General features: G+C 55.7%; 20 protein-coding genes. 14 read left to right on the top strand and 6 right to left on the bottom strand.

The window, feature by feature from the left end; all coding sequences use genetic code 11:
- The first annotated feature begins 156 nt into the window (after positions 1-156).
- On the top strand, positions 157-1,299 hold the full coding sequence (ispG, locus tag B7364_RS05610) for a flavodoxin-dependent (E)-4-hydroxy-3-methylbut-2-enyl-diphosphate synthase (RefSeq protein WP_198534060.1): 1,143 nt from the start codon (positions 157-159) through the stop codon (positions 1,297-1,299).
- 55 nt (positions 1,300-1,354) lie between these two features.
- On the opposite strand, the gene B7364_RS05605 is transcribed toward ispG, so the two are convergent.
- The gene (locus B7364_RS05605; protein ID WP_085338950.1) at positions 1,355-2,467 is read right to left on the bottom strand and encodes an NADH:flavin oxidoreductase; all 1,113 of its coding nucleotides are present in this window, start codon (positions 2,465-2,467) and stop codon (positions 1,355-1,357) included.
- Between the two features lie 84 nt (positions 2,468-2,551).
- Positions 2,552-3,292, bottom strand: a complete 741-nt coding sequence (locus B7364_RS05600) for a tRNA1(Val) (adenine(37)-N6)-methyltransferase (protein ID WP_085338949.1) — start codon at positions 3,290-3,292, stop codon at positions 2,552-2,554.
- 172 nt (positions 3,293-3,464) lie between these two features.
- Here B7364_RS05600 and B7364_RS05595 point away from each other — a divergent pair, with 172 nt between their 5' ends.
- Entirely contained in the window at positions 3,465-4,475 is a 1,011-nt protein-coding gene (locus B7364_RS05595; protein WP_232780819.1) for a polyprenyl synthetase family protein, read from the top strand.
- Between the two features lie 276 nt (positions 4,476-4,751).
- On the opposite strand, the gene B7364_RS05585 is transcribed toward B7364_RS05595, so the two are convergent.
- The 4 genes from B7364_RS05585 to B7364_RS05570 all read right to left on the bottom strand — a co-directional run bounded on the left by B7364_RS05585 (position 4,752) and on the right by B7364_RS05570 (position 8,263).
- Positions 4,752-5,813, bottom strand: coding sequence for a TerC family protein (locus B7364_RS05585; protein ID WP_085338947.1), 1,062 nt, complete (start codon positions 5,811-5,813; stop codon positions 4,752-4,754).
- A 226-nt stretch (positions 5,814-6,039) separates the two neighbouring features.
- A complete protein-coding gene (gene trxB, locus B7364_RS05580; protein WP_085339017.1) occupies positions 6,040-7,005 on the bottom strand; it encodes a thioredoxin-disulfide reductase in 966 nt (321 codons plus the stop codon).
- Positions 7,006-7,274: 269 nt separating this feature from the next.
- Entirely contained in the window at positions 7,275-7,754 is a 480-nt protein-coding gene (gene tadA, locus B7364_RS05575) for a tRNA adenosine(34) deaminase TadA (RefSeq protein WP_106407568.1), read from the bottom strand.
- 38 nt (positions 7,755-7,792) lie between these two features.
- Positions 7,793-8,263: a hypothetical protein gene (locus B7364_RS05570; RefSeq protein ID WP_085338946.1), complete on the bottom strand. Its 471-nt coding sequence runs from the start codon at positions 8,261-8,263 to the stop codon at positions 7,793-7,795.
- A gap of 198 nt (positions 8,264-8,461) precedes the next feature.
- Between B7364_RS05570 and B7364_RS05565 the strand changes: the two genes are divergently transcribed.
- From B7364_RS05565 to B7364_RS17840, 12 genes are all read left to right on the top strand, one after another.
- On the top strand, positions 8,462-8,953 hold the full coding sequence (locus tag B7364_RS05565) for a MerR family transcriptional regulator (protein WP_085338945.1): 492 nt from the start codon (positions 8,462-8,464) through the stop codon (positions 8,951-8,953).
- A gap of 132 nt (positions 8,954-9,085) precedes the next feature.
- Entirely contained in the window at positions 9,086-10,864 is a 1,779-nt protein-coding gene (locus B7364_RS05560; protein ID WP_085338944.1) for an acyl-CoA dehydrogenase C-terminal domain-containing protein, read from the top strand.
- A gap of 110 nt (positions 10,865-10,974) precedes the next feature.
- The gene (locus B7364_RS05555; RefSeq protein ID WP_085338943.1) at positions 10,975-12,138 is read left to right on the top strand and encodes an acyl-CoA dehydrogenase family protein; all 1,164 of its coding nucleotides are present in this window, start codon (positions 10,975-10,977) and stop codon (positions 12,136-12,138) included.
- Entirely contained in the window at positions 12,135-12,419 is a 285-nt protein-coding gene (locus tag B7364_RS05550) for a hypothetical protein (RefSeq protein ID WP_085338942.1), read from the top strand. Before B7364_RS05555 ends, B7364_RS05550 begins: the two co-directional genes overlap by 4 nt.
- Positions 12,416-12,865: an OsmC family protein gene (locus B7364_RS05545; RefSeq protein WP_085338941.1), complete on the top strand. Its 450-nt coding sequence runs from the start codon at positions 12,416-12,418 to the stop codon at positions 12,863-12,865. Before B7364_RS05550 ends, B7364_RS05545 begins: the two co-directional genes overlap by 4 nt.
- Complete coding sequence (locus B7364_RS05540; protein ID WP_085338940.1) at positions 12,862-13,299, top strand: PaaI family thioesterase; 438 nt, start codon at positions 12,862-12,864, stop codon at positions 13,297-13,299. Before B7364_RS05545 ends, B7364_RS05540 begins: the two co-directional genes overlap by 4 nt.
- A gap of 16 nt (positions 13,300-13,315) precedes the next feature.
- Positions 13,316-14,527: an acetyl-CoA C-acetyltransferase gene (locus B7364_RS05535; RefSeq protein ID WP_085338939.1), complete on the top strand. Its 1,212-nt coding sequence runs from the start codon at positions 13,316-13,318 to the stop codon at positions 14,525-14,527.
- A 99-nt stretch (positions 14,528-14,626) separates the two neighbouring features.
- Positions 14,627-16,828, top strand: coding sequence for a 3-hydroxyacyl-CoA dehydrogenase NAD-binding domain-containing protein (locus B7364_RS05530; RefSeq protein WP_085338938.1), 2,202 nt, complete (start codon positions 14,627-14,629; stop codon positions 16,826-16,828).
- Between the two features lie 114 nt (positions 16,829-16,942).
- Positions 16,943-17,176 (top strand): type II toxin-antitoxin system Phd/YefM family antitoxin, encoded by a 234-nt coding sequence (locus B7364_RS05525; protein ID WP_085338937.1) that lies wholly within the window; start codon positions 16,943-16,945, stop codon positions 17,174-17,176.
- Positions 17,173-17,598, top strand: coding sequence for a type II toxin-antitoxin system VapC family toxin (locus tag B7364_RS05520; protein ID WP_106407567.1), 426 nt, complete (start codon positions 17,173-17,175; stop codon positions 17,596-17,598). Before B7364_RS05525 ends, B7364_RS05520 begins: the two co-directional genes overlap by 4 nt.
- Before the next feature lie 79 nt (positions 17,599-17,677).
- The gene (gene cobT, locus B7364_RS05515) at positions 17,678-19,612 is read left to right on the top strand and encodes a cobaltochelatase subunit CobT (protein ID WP_085338936.1); all 1,935 of its coding nucleotides are present in this window, start codon (positions 17,678-17,680) and stop codon (positions 19,610-19,612) included.
- 103 nt (positions 19,613-19,715) lie between these two features.
- Entirely contained in the window at positions 19,716-20,234 is a 519-nt protein-coding gene (locus tag B7364_RS17840; RefSeq protein ID WP_157893521.1) for a hypothetical protein, read from the top strand.

Raw genomic sequence — 20,234 nt, 5'->3', positions numbered from 1 at the left:
GTGACTGGAACTTCTGTGAAAGCCGTCCTATAGTTGCGCCTACGCGATAGCGTGCGGGTGATGGACTTCGCGTCTTTTGGCTCTGGTCTCAATGGCCCGTCCCATCCCGTTTAGAGGATCGGCCTTTTAAGGCAAAAGGAAGCAAGAGGTATCGACGTGGCGACTGGTCTGGAACATATCCGCCCCTGGCGCACCATTGTGCGGCGTAAGTGCCGTCAGATCATGGTGGGGAAAGTCGCCGTTGGAGGCGATGCGCCCATTAGCGTCCAGACTATGACCAATACGCCTACGCCAGACGTCGGGGCCACGATTGACCAGATCCGGCGCTGCGAAGATGTCGGCGTGGACATTATTCGGGTGTCTTGCCCTGATGTTGAGTCTACCGCTGCCTTAAAAGCCATCGTGCGCGCTGCCAAAGTGCCTATCGTGGCAGATATCCATTTCCACTATAAGCGTGCGATTGAAGCCGCTGAAGCGGGGGCGGCTTGTCTGCGCATCAATCCGGGCAATATTGGCTCTGCCGAACGGGTGCGCGAAGTGGTCAATGCCGCGCGCAATAATGGTTGTTCAATCCGCATCGGCGTCAATGCCGGGTCACTGGAAGCCGATCTTCTTGAAAAATACGGTGAGCCCTGCCCTGAGGCCATGGTGGAAAGCGCGCTCGACCACGCACGCATCTTGCAAGATCTCGACTTTCATGAGTTCAAAATTTCGGTCAAAGCTTCCGATACATTCTTGACCGTTGCCGCCTATCAAGCCTTGTCCGAGGCGATTGATTGCCCGCTCCATCTGGGCGTGACAGAGGCCGGGGCCGCCCGCTCTGGAACCGTAAAGTCAGCCATTGGCATTGGTTCGCTCTTATGGGCAGGGATTGGGGATACGATCCGGGTATCGCTTTCGGCAGAGCCTGAAGAGGAAGTGCGCGTCGGCTATGATATTCTCAAGAGCCTAGGCCTGCGCACACGTGGCGTGAACATCATTGCTTGCCCGTCTTGTGCGCGCCAGGGCTTTGACGTGATCCGCACCGTGGAAGCATTGGAAAGCCGCCTGTCACATGTGTCAGAGCCAATTTCTCTGTCTATCATTGGCTGCGTGGTCAATGGGCCGGGAGAGGCACTCTATACGGACTTAGGTTTTACCGGCGGCGGCAAGGGTGCTGGCATGGTCTATATGGCCGGCAAAGCCCATCATAAGCTCTCCAACGACGATATGATTGAGCATATAGTGGAACTGGTGGAAGCCAAGGCGGAAGAAATGCGCGCCGCGAAGGCGGAGGAAGAACTCGCAACCGCCTCATAAGAAAAATGGGCCTGACCACATCGGACAGGCCCATCCTTATTCAACCACTTGGGGATCAATACAAAGTCGCCAAAGCCTTACCATCGTAATCCATCAGATCATCGGTACGGCCTTCCTTGACCTTCTTGGCCCATTCGGGATCTTGCAGTAAGGCGCGCCCGATGGCGACCATGTCATATTCGCCTTTCTCCAAGCGGCGGACGACATCATCAAGCGGCGCTTTGGCAGAGCCTTCACCCCGGAAAGAACCGGCAAAATCACTCGACAAACCGATGGAGCCAACGGTGATGGTCGGCACGCCGGTGACTTTCTTGGTCCAGCCTGCGCAATTAAGGCCATCCTCGCCATCCACATCGGGGAATTCGGCCTCCCAGACGCGACGTTGCGAGCAATGCAGCATATCGACGCCTGCTGCCACAATCGGGGCTAAGAAGGCTTCAAGCTCGTGCGGCGTATGGGCCAGCTTGATGGTGTAATCTTGCTGCTTCCATTGCGAGAAGCGCAAGATAATCGGCATATCAGGACCCACTTGCTTGCGACATTCGGCAACAATTTCTGCCGCAAAAGTCGCGCGCTCTGGCAAAGAGCCACCATAACGGTCGGTTCGGATATTCATGACATCCCAGAAGAATTCATCGATCAAATAGCCATGTGCGCCATGGATTTCGATCGCATCAAAGCCCAGCTTAGCGGCTTCGCCAGCAGCGCGTGCATAGGCCTGCACCATATCCCAAACTTCTTCGGTGGTCGGCGCAGGTAGAACGGACTTACCGGTATGGGTGAGACCAGAGGGGCTATCGGTCGGCGCATCAGGATAATGGCCTGTGCCGGGCTTGCGCATCATGCCTTGGTGCCAAATCTGGGGGGCGATTTTGCCGCCTTGGGCATGGACGTCTTCGACCACCTTGGCCCAACCTGCTAAAGCGTCTGCACCATGAAAGCGGGGCACGTTCGGGTCGTTGGATGCGCCTTTTCGATCCGTAACCGTGCCTTCGGTGATCAACAGGCCCACATCGGCCGCAGCCCGGCGCGCGTAATAATCGGCTACATTCTGTCCAGGGACACCATTGGGCGAGAAGGAGCGCGTCATGGGGGCCATGGCAATGCGGTTTGGGATCGTCACACCGCGAATGGTGAGGGGCTGAAACAAAGCAGACACGTCGGTCATGGTCACTCCTGAGCAGAAAAGTGGGCGGCTCTTTTGTCGGCTTGCCGCTTCCAATAAGGCGTTACGATGAAGTGGCGGCTAGGTCTAGACGGCCAAGGTCCCACCGTCGCAAATCGCTTGATAGTCCGCACTAAAGCGGCCCTCCCCCACAGGTGGATGCATGTCGATCCCAGCTAAGAGACGCAGCGGCGCGCGGGAACCTTTACGAGCAGAAACTAGGACCCGTTTCGCCGGATCCCCAGCTCGGGGTCGGACCGGGCAGATTCCAAGATCCCCCGCCCTTCCTCGAAGCGCTGCGAGAATGTCAGGCAAGCGATCTGCGCGATGGATCATCAGGAAACGGCCCTTCGGCTTAGCCATGGCCAACATGGCCTTGATCCACAGATCCAAAGGTGCCCCCAAAATATAGGCAGCCTGGCGCGACACATCGGGATCGCGGATCGCCTGATCGTCGTCGAAATAAGGGGGATTGGAAAAGACGAGGTCAAATTGGCCCAAAAGGGCTTCATCTGGTGCCAAAACATCGCCCAAGACAAAATGCACCTCACCAGCCAACTTATTGCGAGCCGCATTCGCCAAGGCCAATGACCAAGCGGCCTCATCTTTCTCAAGGCCGATCAGTGCGAGGTCCGAATCAGCGCGCAAGCAAGCAAGGCTTAGTAAGGCCGTACCCACCCCACAGCCTGCCTCTAGGATTTTTTTTGCTGGAATGGCGGCTGCCGCAGCCGCTAATAAAACAGCATCTGTACCCGCCCGGTATCCCTTGCTGGGTTGCTCTATGGTCAAAGCCCCCTTCAGGAATATATCATGAGTTGTTTCGATCATACGGGCGTCCAACTATGTATCCCAACTACGTGTACAGGCGCTTGGTTGAGACGGGAAATCGGGTCTCTGTCAACTAAACTGTTTTGAACGCCAAGGTTGGAAGCAGCACATGCTTGACCCAAGCCCCCTCAAGAGGGCATGGAATTAAAAGACTTATAAGGAACAAGTTGTCGTGAATGTCACCACTCGCCCAGTTGATGCCGTGTCGGTTAATCCGACTGAAGCGCTCGCGGCCGTGTTGGCATCGGAATTGGCGGCGACTGAAGCCGAAATTGCAGCACGTATGGACAGCCCAGTCGGCTTGATCCCCGACGTGGCCCATCATTTGGTCGATGCGGGTGGTAAGCGCTTGCGCCCCTTATTGACCTTGGCCTCAGCAAGTGCCTGTGGCGGAGGTGGGGAGCCTGCAATCAAGCTCGCCACGGCGGTTGAGTTCATTCACACGGCCACTTTGCTGCATGATGATGTGGTTGATGGATCGTCACTTCGGCGCGGCAAGCGCGCTGCCAATCTGATTTGGGGCGATAAGGCCAGCGTTCTCGTCGGCGACTTCCTCTTTGCCCGTGCCTTCAATCTGATGGTGGAAACGGGCTCTCTGCGGGTGTTGGATATTCTGGCCAAGGCTGCCAGCACCATTGCCGAAGGCGAAGTGTTGCAATTGGCCACCACCAATCGCGGTGAAGCCAGTCGTGAGCGCTATTATCAAGTGATCGAAGCAAAGACTGCGGCCTTGTTTGCCGCTGCTTGTGAAGCCGGTGCCATTACGGCAGGGGCTTCTGATGAGATGGTTGCGGCACTTGCTAAGTTCGGACTGAAACTTGGCCTCGCCTTCCAACTTGTTGATGATGCTCTTGATTATGGCGGCCTTACTCAAAGCTTAGGCAAGAATACCGGCGATGACTTCCGCGAAGGCAAAGCAACTCTGCCCTTGATCATCGCGCTCGAGCGCGCCCAAGGGGAAGAGCGCTTATTTTGGCAACGGGTTTTGGCGCGCAAGCATCAGGACGAGGACCTCGCCTTTGCAATCCAAACCATGCGTCTGCGGGGGGCTGTTGAGGCTACGTTGGATGAAGCCCGGGGCCATATTGCCGAAGCGAAGGCAGCCCTTGCCCTCCTACCCGAGGGGGTCATCCCGGCCCTTTTGGCAAATCTTGCCGATTATGTTGTCGCCCGCCTGAACTAATGGTCGAAGACGGCAGCCCTTGGAAGAAATGGCTCGCTACTATTGGTACTGCTTTGCCGATTAGTCTTGAAGCCATCATCGCCATTCTGGTCCTAACGATGGTTATTTTGGTGTTGCTGATTGAGCGTATTCGCGAGCCTAACAAAGAGTTCTGCCACCCCCTCCGCAGTTGCTCCGCACCCTTAGAGTCCAATCAAACACCACCTTCAGATTTCTGACAAAAAAGGGCGGGACTTTGCGGTCCCGCCCTTCTTGTTTGTTATGCGGCCGAGCCGATTATTCGGCTGGCTTGATATCTGATGACGCGTCGGTCTTGCGGGTCTTCCACAAAGAGTAGGCAATTGCGCCGCCCAAGAGCGTCAAGGTGGCAATCAACGACCAATGTGGCTCCATATAAGGCACCATCTTGAGCTCTTTCGACAGACCAAAGTTCCAGATGATCTTACAACCAATCAAAACCAGCACCAACGACAAGCCATATTTCAGGTATTTGAAGCGCTCGACAGCTTCAGCCAACATGAAATACATCGACCGCAGGCCCAAAATCGCGAAGATATTGGACGTATAGACAATGAATGGATCGCGGGTCACGGCGAAGATGGCAGGCACGCTGTCAACGGCGAAAACGATGTCGACCAACTCAACCATCATCAAGGCCAAGAACAAAGGCGTTGCCCATAGAACCAGCCGACCCGAACCGTCTGGATGCGGCTTCTTCACGAAGAAATTGTGGTTTTCGATCGTCTCCGTCACGCGCATACGCTTCTTGACGAACTTCAAGACCGGGTTGTCTTCCAACTTCATCTCATGGTCGCCACCGAACAACATTTTATAGCCGGTGAAGATTAAGAAGGCGGCGAAGATATAAAGCACCCAGGTGAATTCATTCACGACGGCGGAGCCCAAGCCAATGAAGATTGCCCGGAACACAATCGCGCCAATAATCCCCCAGAACAGCACACGATGCTGATATTCGCGCGGAACAGCGAAGAAGGTGAAAATCATGCCGATGACGAAGATATTGTCGAAGGCCAGCGCCGTTTCCAACAAATAGCCGGTGAAATACTGGATCACCGCCTGTTGGTTGAGATTGTCTGGGCTGTTGTAATAGCGCGGATCGGGCTCATAAACGAAATAGACATAGGCCCCGAAGGCGACGGCAAGGCTGGCAAAAGCCGCCCACATTTTGGCAGATTTCGATGCCGATACCACCCCGTCCTTATTGTTGATGACCCCAAGATCAAGCCACAATAAGAAACCGATGAATGACAAAAAGGCGAGCCACAGCCATATTGGCTGGCCCGCGTAAACGGCGGTTAAAAAAGGCAGAGCATCCATAAGCCCCGGTCCCCCCACTTGATGGCTGCGTCTTCCACGAGAACAATCAATCCGACATCACGATCAACGCCTTGATCGCCAGAGGGGCCCGGACTGCGGTAGTGGGCTGCATATGGGGCTATGGCCTCGATGCGCAAGGCACCGAAGCGTGAATACAGCTCGGGGCAAGTTCACAAGACTGTGATACACCTTGCGCCGCAGTATGCGTTTCCCAAAGCCCGCTCAATCAGACCGGAGCGGTGGCTTCTTGTCCATGCTCTGCGAGGAAACGCTCGGCCTCCAACGCCGCCATACAGCCGAGACCCGCAGCGGTAACGGCCTGACGATAGGTTTCGTCAGCGACATCGCCCGCAGCAAACACGCCTAGCACATTGGTGCGCGTCGTGCCAGGCTCAACAATGATATAGCCATTATCGCGCATGGCGACTTTGCCAATGAACAAATCCGTTGCAGGTTTGTGGCCAATGGCAACAAACACGCCATGGGCCGGCAAGTCAGAAAGCGCCCCGGTCTTGAGATTCTTCAGCCGCACCCCGGTAACAGACTTTGGTTCGGGGTCAGACAAAATTTCTTCCACCGCACTATCCCAAACCACTTCGACCTTGGGATGGGCAAACAGCCGGTCTTGCAGGATGCGCTCTGCCCGCAATTCCGCACGGCGGTGTACCAAAGTCACTTTGCTAGCAAAATTGGTTAGGAACAGCGCTTCTTCGACAGCGGTATTCCCGCCGCCGATAACAACCACTTCCTTGCCGCGATAGAAGAAGCCATCGCATGTGGCGCAGGCCGAAACGCCAAAGCCACAAAGGCCTTGTTCTTCAGGTAGGCCCAGCCATTTTGCTTGCGCACCCGTCGCAATAATGAGTGTATCGCCGGTATAGACTTGGCCACCATCGCCGATCGCCTTAAAGGGGCGGCTCGTCAGATCAACTTCCATGATCCAATCGGAAATAATTTGCGTGCCAACATGCTCTGCCTGAGCGCGCATTTGTTCCATCAGCCAAGGCCCTTGGATAACATCCGCAAAGCCTGGATAGTTTTCGACTTCGGTCGTAATGGTCAGTTGCCCGCCGGGTTGGGGTCCTTCGACCAGCACGGGCTGGCGCATGGCTCGGGCAGCGTAAATGGCGGCTGTATAGCCGGCGGGCCCAGAACCAATGATAAGGACGGGGGCATGGCGGGTTTCTGACATGAGAGGCTCCTTGAGCACACCTATCTAGTGATTCCCCCCACGAATAAGAAGGGCCCCTCAGTTCATGGCGCGCCACCATAAGCAAAACCTGTCTGGCTCCACCGAAGGGCTCTGAAGCGTTGACCCAAAGATGGCTCATCTCTTCATAACAACTGGCCCTGCAAGAACAGCAGTTCCTCGTTTAGCCAAGAAGCAACCGTTGCTTTTTTGCGCTCAGACTCAACGGGTCGATCGAGCGGGCGCATGGCTGACGCTGAAATGGAAGGGCTCTATCCGCGACGGGCACGGAAGAAAGTACGCAAAATGTCAGCGCAACGATCCGCCAAAATCCCCGTTGTCACTTTGGGTCGCCAATGACAGGTCTTTTGCTCAAAAAACCGTACCCCATGCTCCACGGCCCCGCCCTTTGGGTCAGACGCGCCATAAACCAAACGGGCAATACGCGCGTGGCTGATAGCTCCAGCGCACATGGTGCACGGCTCTAGCGTCACATAAAGGGTTAGGTCCGGGGCCAGCCGATAATTGGCTAAAGCCTCCCCTGCCCGCCGGATCGCCAAGATTTCAGCATGCCCAGATGGATCGTGCAAAGAAATCGGCTCATTATGGGCTTCAGCTACCAGGACTTGGGTTTTACTATCCACCAAAACAGCCCCAATCGGGGCCTCTCCCAAGCGAGCGGCCTGCTCTGCAAGCTCAAAGGCTCGCCCCATCCAATAGGCATCCCGCGCCTGATCCTGATCGTCCAGCATCCTGCTTTGTTAGCGGCTTTAGGCGGCCGAGACCAGCCTTAGCGTCGACAACCGGCAACGGGGCCTAGCGGGACCATCCGGATATAATTGCCGCGACGCACGCTGTGGGCGGTTACCTCTTCGCAGCGTCCGGGTTTGCGGCGCACCCAATGGCCATCAACACAGACTTGGCCAGTTCGGCTGCCATAGCAACGAGGCTCAATAAACCGCCAATTGCCATCCGAAGGCAGATTGAGCGTATAGCCATAGCCATAAGCCGGTCCTTCCATGCCATTCCACGCAAAATTGACCTCGGTCTCGGCCGGATAGCCCGCAGGGGTTGTCCGACGATTGCTGGAACGATCGGCATCCTCGCCCTGACCATGGGAAGAAACATTTTGATTTGGGATGGGGGCTGCAACACTTGCTGCGTCCATGGGCCGCCGATAGGCCCCCGCTTCTGCGGAAACACTGGCGAAAGCCATTAACCCGCCAACAGCCACAGCAACATTCCACAGTTTGATACGCACGACCGGTTTTCCCCACTCATTTTGTTTCGGGCTCGCAACAAAGCTGAAATCTAAGGAAGAAGCACGCAGGTTCGTGCAAGCGGGGTGGCGATACTGGCATTTCCCCAATCGCGTAGGGACGGTAACACTAAGATTTTACTTGACGTGTGCGTAAACGTAAGCCACACGCGAGTCCAAGGTCACCTCTGGAGGTCTTTTATGTCTGATCAAACTGAGAAGAACAGGGTTTGGACGATCGGTGAGTTATCGCGTGAATTTGGTGCGACCGCCCGCGCGTTGCGCTTTTATGAAGACAAGGGGCTGTTAAGCCCAGCACGCGAAGGCCTGAACAGACATTATTCGGTGCGTGACCGTGCCCGCCTAAAGCTGATTTTGCGCGGTAAGCGGGTCGGGTTTTCCTTGTCGGAAATCCGCGAGATGATCGACCTCTATGATCTGGGCGACAATCAGCGCACCCAGATGCAGCGCACACGCGACAAATATATCAAGCAAATTGAGCTGTTGAAGCGTCAGCGTGAAGACATTGTTGGTTCGATTGAGACCCTCGAAAACGGCGTCCAATGGCTCAATGAGCAATTGGCGAAGGCCCCCGCTGATCTGGCAGTGGCCGGGGCATCTGCCTATGACGCGGTCGCGCGCGCCCGCCTCGATGGCGAAGATGTCACCTTTGTAAACGAAAAAGCCTCTTAAAAAAGCCAAGGCAAGGCCTGCTCAGGGCCCTCACGAAGAAAAACGACGACAACAACAAGGATAGGCCAGCGGCTGGTTCGGTTTGAGTTTCAAGACCCACCAGCCGCTACCGGCCGCCAAGGGAGATACATAATGGGCTATCAAGCACCCGTTCGCGACATGAAGTTTTTATTTGATGATGTGTTACAATTAGACCGGTTTTCCAACCTCGAAGGGTTTGCCGATGCGCCAAAAGATGTACGCGACCAAATCCTCGAAGAAGGCGCAAAGTTCTGCGAAAATGTGCTGGCCCCGTTGAATTCGGTCGGTGACAAACAGGGCTGCAAACTAAATCCCGACAATACGGTCACTGTGCCAGACGGCTTCACGGAAGCCTATCATGCACTGGTAGAGGCTGGTTGGCCGTTGCTGAGCGCCGACCCCGCTTATGGTGGCCAAGGCCTGCCCCATGTTGTCAACATGGCCTATAGCGAGATGACCTCGTCAGCCAATATGGCCTTTGGCATGTATCCGGGCCTGACCCATGGCTGCTATTCGGCAATCCATGAAGGCGGCACAGACGAGCAAAAGGACCTCTATCTGCCCAAGCTCGCCAGCGGGGAATGGGCCGGCACGATGAATTTGACCGAGCCACATTGTGGCACGGACTTGGGCCTCTTGCGCACCAAAGCCGTCCCCCAAGCTGACGGGACTTATAAGATTACGGGCCAAAAGATCTGGATCTCGGGTGGCGAACACTCGATGACATCCAACCACATTCACCTGGTCCTCGCCCGTATCGAAGGCGCGCCAGCAGGGGTTAAGGGCATTTCGCTCTTCATCGTCCCAAAGTTCATCGTGCACGCCGATGGCAGCTTGGGTGCGCGTAACACCGTAACCTGTGTGGGCCTTGAAGAAAAAATGGGCATTCACGGCAATGCTACCTGCGTGATGCAATATGAAGAAGCCACAGGCTATTTGATTGGCGAGCCCAATAAGGGCCTGTCCATCATGTTTGTGATGATGAATGAAGCCCGCCTCGGCGTCGGCCTGCAAGGCATGGCTGTGGGTGAATCGGCCTATCAGGCGGCGTTGGCTTTCGCAAAGGACCGCCGCCAAGGCCGCAGCCTGACCGGCCCGAAGGAGCCAGATCAGCCCGCTGACAATATTCTGGTGCACCCCGACGTCCGCCGCATGTTGATGGACATCAAAGCCCATACCGAAGGCGGCCGCGCCTTCCTGTACTGGACCGCCCTTTATGGCGACTTGCTCCACAAGAGCCCGGATGAAGCTGTGCGCCAAAAAGCAGGTGATTATATGAGCCTGCTGACCCCAGTCCTCAAAGCCTATCTGACCGACAAGGGCCACAAAAATGCGTCTGACGCGCTGCAAGTCCATGGCGGCTCTGGCTTTACCGAGCATTATCAGGCCAGCCAGTTCCTGCGCGACAGCAAAATCGCCATGATTTATGAAGGCACCAATGGCGTGCAGGCGCTAGACTTGGTTGGGCGCAAGCTCGCGGCCAATGGTGGCCGGGCAATTCAGACTTTCTTTGCCGAAATTGACGCCTTCGTGGCTGAACATGAAGGTGATGAACAGCTGGCTCCCTTTATTGCCGGTCTGGCTTCGGCCCGCGCGCAATTGCAAGACGCCACCATGTGGCTGATGGCCAATGGCATGAGCAATTTTGATAATGCCGGGGCTTCCAGCCATGATTATCTGCATGTGTTTGGGCTGACAGGTCTTGCCTATATGTGGGCCCTGATGGCCAAGGCGGCCTTTGCCAAGGCAGGTTCTGAGCCCTTCTACGACACCAAGATCAAGACCGGCCGCTATTTCATCGACCGTATCTTACCCGAAATCGCCAGCCATTTGGCCAAGGTCAAAACCGGGGCCGCCCCAGTCATGGCACTGAGCGCTGAGGAGTTTTAAGCCCCTCCCCCGCACAGCGGAGGAGGACAGGCGCAATCAAATTTCTTCTCCCCCGCAAGGCGGGGGAGGACCAGCGATAATGAAATGACGACGCTCAAGGGAGAAACACCATGACAGCCATCACCATGCCGAAAGCCGCTTGGCGCGATAGCGAAGAACTCACGATGTTTGAGGATTCCGTGCGCGGCTTCTTTGCCAAAGAAGCCCCACCCGAGGCGTGTGCAAAATGGCGGGAAAATGGCATTGTTGACCGCGAGATGTGGACCAAAGCGGGCCAAGCGGGTTTGCTGTGCGTGTCAATGCCCGAGGAATTTGGTGGTGGTGGGGGTGATTTCCGCCACGAAGCCGTGATTATGGATGTGATGGGCACCATGGGAATCGACGGCTTTGGCCTGCCTTTGCACAATGCCATCATCGCGCCTTATATCAAACATTATGGCAGCCAAGAGCAGAAGCAAAAATGGTTGCCCAAAATGGCTTCGGGTGAATTGGTTGGCGCGATTGCCATGACCGAGCCCGGTGCCGGCTCTGACTTGCAGGGGATCAAGACCACTGCGGTCAAAAGCGGCAATCACTATGTGATCAATGGCTCCAAGACCTTTATCACCAATGGTGCGACGGCCGATCTGATCATTGTCGTCGCCAAGACTGACCCAAGCCAAGGCGCAAAGGGTACAAGCCTGATCGTGGTTGAAACCAATGAGGTGGAGGGCTTCCGCCGGGGTCGCAACTTGGACAAGGTCGGCCAAGACGCACAAGATACGTCCGAGCTCTTCTTCGATGATGTGCGTGTACCAACGTCCAATCTTTTGGGGCCGGTTGAAGGCATGGGCTTCATCCAGTTGATGGAGCAATTGGCCAGTGAACGCCTGCAAATCGGCATTCAGGGCGTTGCCAGCATGGAGCGCGCCCTGACCGAAACCATCGCCTATGTCAAAGAGCGCAAGGCATTCGGCAAGTCGATCATGGACTTCCAGAACACCCAATTCAAACTGGCTGAGTGCAAGACCAAAGCCACCATCGCACGCACGTTCTGCGACCGCTGCATTGAGCTGTTGCTGGAAGGCAAGCTCGACCCTGCCACCGCCAGCATGGCCAAATATTGGGTTTCGGACGTTGAAAATGAAGTGATGGACGAATGCCTACAATTGCACGGCGGCTGGGGCTATATGAACGAAATGCCTATTGCGCGCATGTGGCGCGACAGCCGGGTCCAACGCATTTATGGCGGGGCCAATGAAGTCATGAAAGTTCTGATTGCGAGGACGCTGTGAACGATCCCCTCCACTCCGCCATAGCTGACGCGCTGGCCCTCATTGAAGCCAATGCTGAGCCCACTGATGAGACGCTGCGGGCACTCTCGGTGCGGTTGGCTCTCGCGCATGCAGCAACCGAAGACGAGATCAATCAGCTGGCGGTGGAAAGCTTCCAGGAAACGATTGACGACATGCAGGCTGACAAGAATCCAGATCATCGCGCCTATTTGTACGAGCAGATGACCACGGGACTAATGGCCTATGAAGTCCAACTTCTGGTCGACGGGGCCAAGGGATGAGCACGCACACCGCCTCCATCCTGTGGCAACGCGGCGACGCTGTCTTCTCGGACGGCAAGTATGCCCGCACGCATCAGGCCAGTTTTGATGGCGGGGTGGAAATTGCCGTTACAACCGCCCTGCCCTTGCCATCGAACACGGTGCCCGCTGCCGACCCAGAAGAAATGGTGGTAGCGGCCACAGCCAGTTGCCACATGATGTTCTTTTTGGCCTTTGCCAAACAGGCTGGCTTCATCGTCGATACGTATCAGGATACGCCCGTCGGAACCTTGGGCAAGGACGATACCGGTGTGGAACGCTTTGTTGAGGTGGTTCTGAACCCCAAGATCAGTTGGAGTGGCGATGTGATCCCGGGTGCCGCCGACATCGACCTCTTGCACCACAAGGCCCACAAGGCCTGCTATATTGGCAATTCGCTTGCCTGCCCTGTGAGGATTGGCGCATGACCGACCACGCCCAAACCTTCCTCGACATCGGTATGAAGCAGCCGTCGCAAAGCTCACAAACTTTGGGCTTCAGGCTGATTGAAATGGATGTGAAGGCTGGAACGGCGCGGGTTGAATTTGCAGGTAAACCCGAATTTGCCAATCCAACCGGCTATATTCAGGGCGGATTTCTCTCTGCCATGCTCGATGACGTCATGGGCATGATGGCGATGTTGAAAGTCGCCCCCAAAAGCTTTGCCAGCACAATTGATTTGCACGTCCATTATCTGCGCCCGGTTCGCATCGGCAAGATCGAAGTGGCCGCCCGCATCACCAACAAGGGGCCTAGCATCATGTTCGCTGAAGCAGACCTCTATGATTGTCGGGGAAAAATCTCCGCCAAAGCCACCTCTGCCTTGGCGATCACGCCCTTGCAGATTAAAGCAGACGTATAACAAAGGGAGCGCCAAAATGGCCGAAGCATTTATCTATGACGCAGTCCGTACCCCCCGGGGTAAAGGTCGCAATACCGGGTCGTTGCATGAAGTAACAGCCTTGAGCTTAGCCACCCAAACCTTACAGGCCATTCGAGACCGCAACAATCTAGACACCTCTAAAGTCGATGATGTCGTCCTCGGCTGCGTCAGCCCAGTTGGCGAGCAAGGCAGCGATATCGCCCGCATCGCGGTGCTGAACGCCGATTATGCGGAAACCACCGCTGGCGTGCAGATCAACCGCTTCTGCGCCTCGGGCTTGGAAGCCTGCAATATGGCAGCAGCCAAAGTCATTTCCGGTGAAGCTGACATGGCGATTGGTGGCGGGGTGGAAAGCATGAGCCGTGTGCCCATGGGTTCTGATGGTGGGGCCTGGGCCTCTGACCCCTCCATCGCCATCAAATCCTATTTTGCCCCCCAAGGCATTGGTGCCGACACGATTGCGACCAAATATGGCTTCTCGCGTGATGATGTAGACGCCTATGCGGTCGAAAGCCAAAAGCGCGCGGCGACGGCTTGGAAAGAAGGCCGCTTTGCTAAGTCCATCGTGCCCGTGAAGGACCAAATGGGTGCCATCATCCTCGCTCATGACGAGCATATGCGCCCTGACACCACCATGCAGAGCCTTGCTTCGCTGGACGCCAGCTTCATTGCCCAAGGCACCATGATGCCGGGCTTTGATGCCATCATCCAACAACGCTATCCGGAATTGGAAACCATCAACCACGTGCACCATGCGGGCAATAGCTCGGGCATTGTGGACGGCGCTTCAGCGGTCTTGATCGGCAATAAGAAGATGGCCAAGGCAACGGGCATGAAGCCACGCGCCAAAATCATCGCCATGGCCTCAATCGGGTCAGAGCCTTCGATCATGTTGACCGGCCCAGAATTTGTTGCCCGCAAGGCACTGGCAAAAGCCGGTATGAAGCCAGAAGACATTGATCTCTATGAACTCAATGAAGCCTTCGCCTCGGTTGTTCTACGCTTCATGCAAGCGCTCAACATCCCGCACGACAAGATCAATGTGTGCGGCGGGGCGATCGCTATGGGCCATCCCCTGGGTGCCACCGGCGGCATGATCCTCGGCACCGTGCTCGACGAGTTGGAACGAACTGGCAAAGAAACGGCCCTCATCACCCTGTGCGTCGGCGCAGGCATGGGCACTGCCACCATCATCCAGCGGGTTTAAGCCCACCTGACCTGTGACGCGGGCAGCTTGGTTGCCCGCTTGCTGGCCGACGCCCGACCGAGAGGCGAGGCCAAGACCCGGAATTTTGGAGATACGCATATGGAAAATTTCAAAACCAACCTCGATGCCGATGGTGTGTTGCACATCGCATTTGATGTTCCAGGCAAGACCATGAACACCATCACCGGTGGCGTCATGAAGGAAATGGGCGAATTGGTCGCCGAGATTAAGCGCAATGATGCCATCAAAGGGGCTGTGCTTTATTCCGGTAAAGACAATGGCTTCTGCGCAGGGGCAGACCTTGGCGAAATCGGTGGCGGCAGCATGGATGCCGACACAAAATTGTCAGAAGATGAAAAGCTGAAGAAGTCGTTCGAACAAGGCTTCAGCCTTAATCGTTCGCTGCGTGCGCTTGAAACCTGCGGCAAGCCGGTGGCTTGTGCGTTGGAAGGCTTGGCACTGGGTGGCGGTCTAGAAATCGCTTTGGCCTGCCATTACCGCGTGGCAGCCGACAATCCAAAAATCCAATTCGGTCTGCCAGAAGCCAAAGTCGGCCTGCTGCCCGGTGCAGGCGGGACACAGCGCCTGCCGCGCCTCATTGGCGTCATGAATGCCATGCCACATTTGTTGCAAGGCACCAGCATGAACCCACAAGAAGCCTTGAAGAAAGGCGTTGTCGGGGCCGTTGTGCCAGCGGGTGAAACCGTTGCTGCAGCCAAAGCTTGGGTACTGGCCAATCCGAACGCGGTCGCGCCTTGGGACGTTAAGGGCTATCGCGTCAAAGACGGCCCCTATTCTCCCGGTGGCGGCATGACCTTTGTTGGCGGCAATGCCATGCTGTCCAAGACGACCTATGGCAATTACCCCGCCCAAAAAGCGATCATGAGCGCCGTTTTTGAAGGCGTGCAAGTGCCCATCGACGCGGCTTTGCGCATCGAGACCCGCTATTTCTTGAAGAATATGGCCAGCCCTTCGGCCAAGGCCATGGTCCGTTCGCTCTTCTTATCGACCCAAGCCCTCGCCAAAGGTGCGAACCGCCCCCAAGGCTTTGACAAATATGAGATCAAGAAGGTCTCGGTTCTGGGTGCAGGCATGATGGGTGCCGGGATTGCCTATGTGCAGGCGATGGCAGGCATTGAAACTGTCCTGATCGACCAAAGCCAAGAAGCGGCTGAGAAGGGTAAGGATTATTCCAAGAAGCTGCTCGACAAGGCCGTCTCGCGCGGGAAAATGACCCAAGACAAAGCCGATGCCGTCTTGGCCCTCATCACCCCAACCACCGACTATGCCCATGTCAAAAAGTCAGACTTGGTCATCGAAGCCGTGTTTGAAAACCGCGAAATCAAAGCCGATGTGACCCAAAAGGCCGAAGCCATGATGGGCCCGAACGCTGTCTTTGGTTCTAACACCTCCACCCTACCCATCACCAGCTTGGCTACCGCATCCAAGCGGCCCAAGAATTTCATCGGCGTGCACTTCTTCAGCCCGGTCGACAAAATGGGTCTGGTCGAAATCATCATGGGCAAAAAGACCACGCAAGAAACCTTGGCTAAGGCCGTCGATTACGTCCTGAAGATCAAAAAGACCCCCATCGTGGTCAATGACAGCCGCGGCTTCTACACCAGCCGTTGCTTTGGCACCTATGTACAAGAAGGCCAAGAAATGCTGGCAGAAGGTATCAAGCCAGCCATCATTGAAAATGTGGGCCGCATGACCGGTATGCCCGTGCCGCCCTTGTCCATGGCAGACGAAGTCGCGCTCGACCTCGCCTATAAGGTCGCCCAGCAAACCAAAAAAGACCTTGGCAACAAATGGGTGGCCACACCCAGCCAATTGATCATTGAAGAAATGGTCGAAGGCCTTGGTCGCTTTGGCCGCAAGAATAAAAAGGGCTTCTATGATTATAAGGAAGACGGCACCAAGGCGATTTGGCCAGGCCTGACCTCGGTCGTACCAACCAAGATTCATGAAGCCGACCCTGCCATGGTGAAGGAATATAAGAACCGCCTTCTTTATCGTCAGGCCTTGGAAACCGCGCGGTGTTTTGAAGAAGGTGTCATCACCGACCCGCGGGACGCCGACATTGGCTCCATCCTTGGCTGGGGCTTTGCCCCTTACACGGGTGGCACGGTCAGCTTTATGGATGGCATCGGCATCGCCAATTTCGTTGCCGAAGCCGAGCGCTTGGCCAAGAAATATGGCCCCCGCTTTAAGCCCAACAAGCTCTTGAAAGACATGGCGAAAAACGGTGAAACCTTCTATGGCCGCTTCGGTGGTGAGGCCGCGAAGAAGGCAGCTTAAACGGCTTTCGCCTTCTCATGATTGCACGAAGGGCCACCCCACAGGTGGCCCTTTTTGTTTTGCTCGGGGAAAGAAGATGTGTTATAGATGACTATCTAAATGGTCAGGAAGCCAATGAAACGTGTGAGTGTGGCCGAAGCCAAAGCAAAACTGTCCGAGATTCTGGATGCTGTTATAGCTGGAGAAGAAGTGATGATCACACGACGTGGAAAAGCGATTGCGAAAATTGTGACACCAGACCTTCCAAAGGAAAAACTTGATCTTGAAAGGATGCGAACCCTGACAAGTAAGATGAAGCCTTATCCCGGCAGCTTTGTTGAAGATATGCGCAATGAGGAGCGCTATTGAAAATCTATCTCGACACCTCAGTTTTGGTTGCGCTCTGGTCCAATGAACCAATGACGTTTTCAGCTCAGAAGTGGATATCTCAGCAACGCACCGAAAATTTGAGCATCAGCCGTTGGTGCATAACTGAATTCTCTGCAGCCATGGCAGGCAAACTCCAAACTGGTTCCATTACTGAATTAGAGCGGGCCGAAGCGCTCGCTGCCTTTGGAAGCGCTGTGCGTAGAAGCTTTTCAGTATTGGAAGTTGACCAGCATGCGTTCCAGCGCGCGGCGATATTTGCCAATCAAGCCAATTTAAGGGTTCGCAGTGGCGATGCATTGCATCTTGCCATTGCCGCCGGTGAAAGCCTGCCAATTCTCACATTCGATCTTCGCATGCAGACGGCGGCGAAGGCGTTGGGGATTGGTATTGTAAAAGTTTAACAAAAGAATCGCGACCTACTGAAATCAACGCACATAGAGGCGTGACAGGCCTAATGCTCCGGCTTATGTCAGTCTTATTATGGCGAGCAAAGAAACCCCTCAGGACGTTTTCAAACGTGGCATCACCCACACGGCGCGCGCCTTGTCGCGTACTGAGGAAGTCGAAGTAAGCTTCTCTGCCGATGGGCCCAGCGTCTCGGGTAATCGCATTGGCTTGCCCCATCCGGCGCGCGCCTTGGGTGAGCAGGAGGTTTCGCGTCTGCGCGGCCATGCCGATGCGGCGGCGCTGCGCCTCGCCCACCATGATTTAGCCGCCCACCATGCCGCTATGCCCGAAGGCCCGCGTGCGCGTGCCCTGTATGAAGTCGCTGAGAAAGCCCGCATTGAGGCGATTGGTGCTTTGGCTATGCCGGGTGTGGCACAAAATCTGACGGCGGCTTTGGTCGAGACGTGCGAGAAAAAGGGCTATGCCCGCATGACCGACCGGCAAACCGCGCCGTTGGCGGATGCGTTGGGCCTGTTGCTGCGCGAACGCTTGACCGGGCTTGCCCCCCCTGAATCCGGACGCGGCATTGCAGACCTATGGCGCGATGAAGTGCAAGCCAAAGCCGGCGACACGATTGATCGCTTGATCGAACGCTTAGGCGATCAAAAAGCTTTTGCGGAAGTGACACGCGACCTTATCCGTGACCTCGATCTGGGCGATGAATTGGGGGCAGAACCTGATCCGTCTGATGAGGATGGCGAGGAGCCCGATGGTGCCGACCAGCCCCCACCCGACCCCAGCCAGAATGAGGATCAACAAGAAGAAGGCGGCGAGCAGCAAGAAGATACCCAGCGCGGGGAGTCGCAAGGCAGCGAGCAAGAAGATGTGCAAGTGCGTGTCGAGGCCGATGATAGCGATCAGCCCGATGATGATGACAGCGAAGTCGATGAAGGCACCACACCCGTACGGCCAAACTTCAAGCCCGGCGACGGCGATGGCTTTGCTTATAAAATCTATACCAAGGCCTTTGATGAGACGGTGGGTGCCGAAGATCTGTGTGACGGGGAAGAATTGGCCCGCTTGCGCAGCTATCTCGACGCCCAATTAACCCAGCTTCAAGGCGTTGTCGGCCGCCTGGCCAACCGCCTACAGCGCCGCCTGATGGCGCAGCAAAACCGCAGCTGGCAGTTCGATCTGGAAGAAGGCGTGCTCGATGTCGCCCGCTTGTCGCGCGTGGTGACAGAGCCTCTGGCCCCCCTCACCTTTAAGATGGAAGATGATACCAACTTCCGCGACACGGTCGTGACGCTGTTGTTGGACAACTCGGGCTCTATGCGCGGCAGACCCATTATGATTGCCGCGATTTGCGCCGATATTCTGGCCCGCACGCTGGAGCGCTGTGGCGTGAAGACGGAGATTTTGGGCTTCACCACCAAGGCTTGGAAGGGTGGCCAATCGCGGGATAATTGGATGAAGGCGGGTAAGCCCGCCAATCCCGGTCGCCTGAATGACCTGCGCCACATTATTTATAAGAGTGCGGATGCCCCATGGCGCCGGGCGCGGCGTAACCTAGGCCTGATGATGCGCGAAGGCCTGCTCAAAGAAAATATCGATGGCGAAGCCTTGGATTGGGCCCATGATCGCCTGCTGGCTCGACCCGAACAGCGACGCATTCTGATGGTAATTTCAGACGGTGCACCTGTGGATGACAGCACCTTGTCGGTCAATTCCGGGGCCTATTTGGAGCGCCATTTGCGCGACACCATCGCCAAAATCCAAGACTATAGCCCGGTGGAGTTAATCGCCATCGGCATCGGCCATGATGTGACCCGCTATTATCGCCGCGCCGTGACAATTGTGGATGCTGAGCAATTGGGCGGTGCCATCGTCGATAAGCTGGCTGAATTGTTTGAAGAAGAACCCAAAGCCAGCAAACTGGCCCGCGGCAAATCTGGCCCAGCAAAGGCAAGCCCCACGCCAGCGGCAACGACAGGCGGCGGCCGAATTGGGTCCCGGCCGGTGCGGTGATGGGGGTAGGGTTTGAATCACAATGTAGCTTGCCATAATCAAATTGACGATGTGCGCATCCTAAAATAGTGTTTTACTACTGGCAGTAACTTTGGGAGGGCACATGAAGTACGTTGCTGCAATAATTGGCTTGGTTTACGCAATTTCAGCCTTCCCTGCGCTTGCAGATCCGCCCAAGGGCTTTGCAATAGCCAGCTTTAATAAAGCTCAGGAAATTAGTCTAAATGTCGAAGGGAAGCGGTTTGTTCGAAGGGTAAAACCAGATCGAATTAGCTTCACCTGTCTCAATTGCCGAGGCACGGAAAACGTTGATCTCAATTTGAGTAAGAGTACCGATGGAGCAGAAGGCCGCTTCAGGTCTGGGGAAAACTCTATTGCTAGAATCGAAGCAGGATGCAAATCACGTGATCCCGCTTGTTCCATCGAAGCTATAGCGATTAACGGTGCAGTAGGATGGGTTTCAAGCACCGGTTTCGGGAGATTTGGACTTAGCATGACGTCGCTTTTCAAAAATGGCGACAAGCTAGAAATTCAGTCGATGGCAGAATCACGCGAGGCGGCATTGACCAATGCAAAGGCTGCATTGAACCAAATTGCCCCAATTATTGTCGGCAAGGAGTAA

Origin of the sequence: Aquidulcibacter paucihalophilus, from assembly GCF_002105465.1 — a bacterium.
GTDB lineage: Bacteria > Pseudomonadota > Alphaproteobacteria > Caulobacterales > Aquidulcibacteraceae > Aquidulcibacter > Aquidulcibacter paucihalophilus.
Note: the sequence above shows the minus strand (reverse complement) of the source record. Positions and strands in the feature narration are given on the sequence as shown.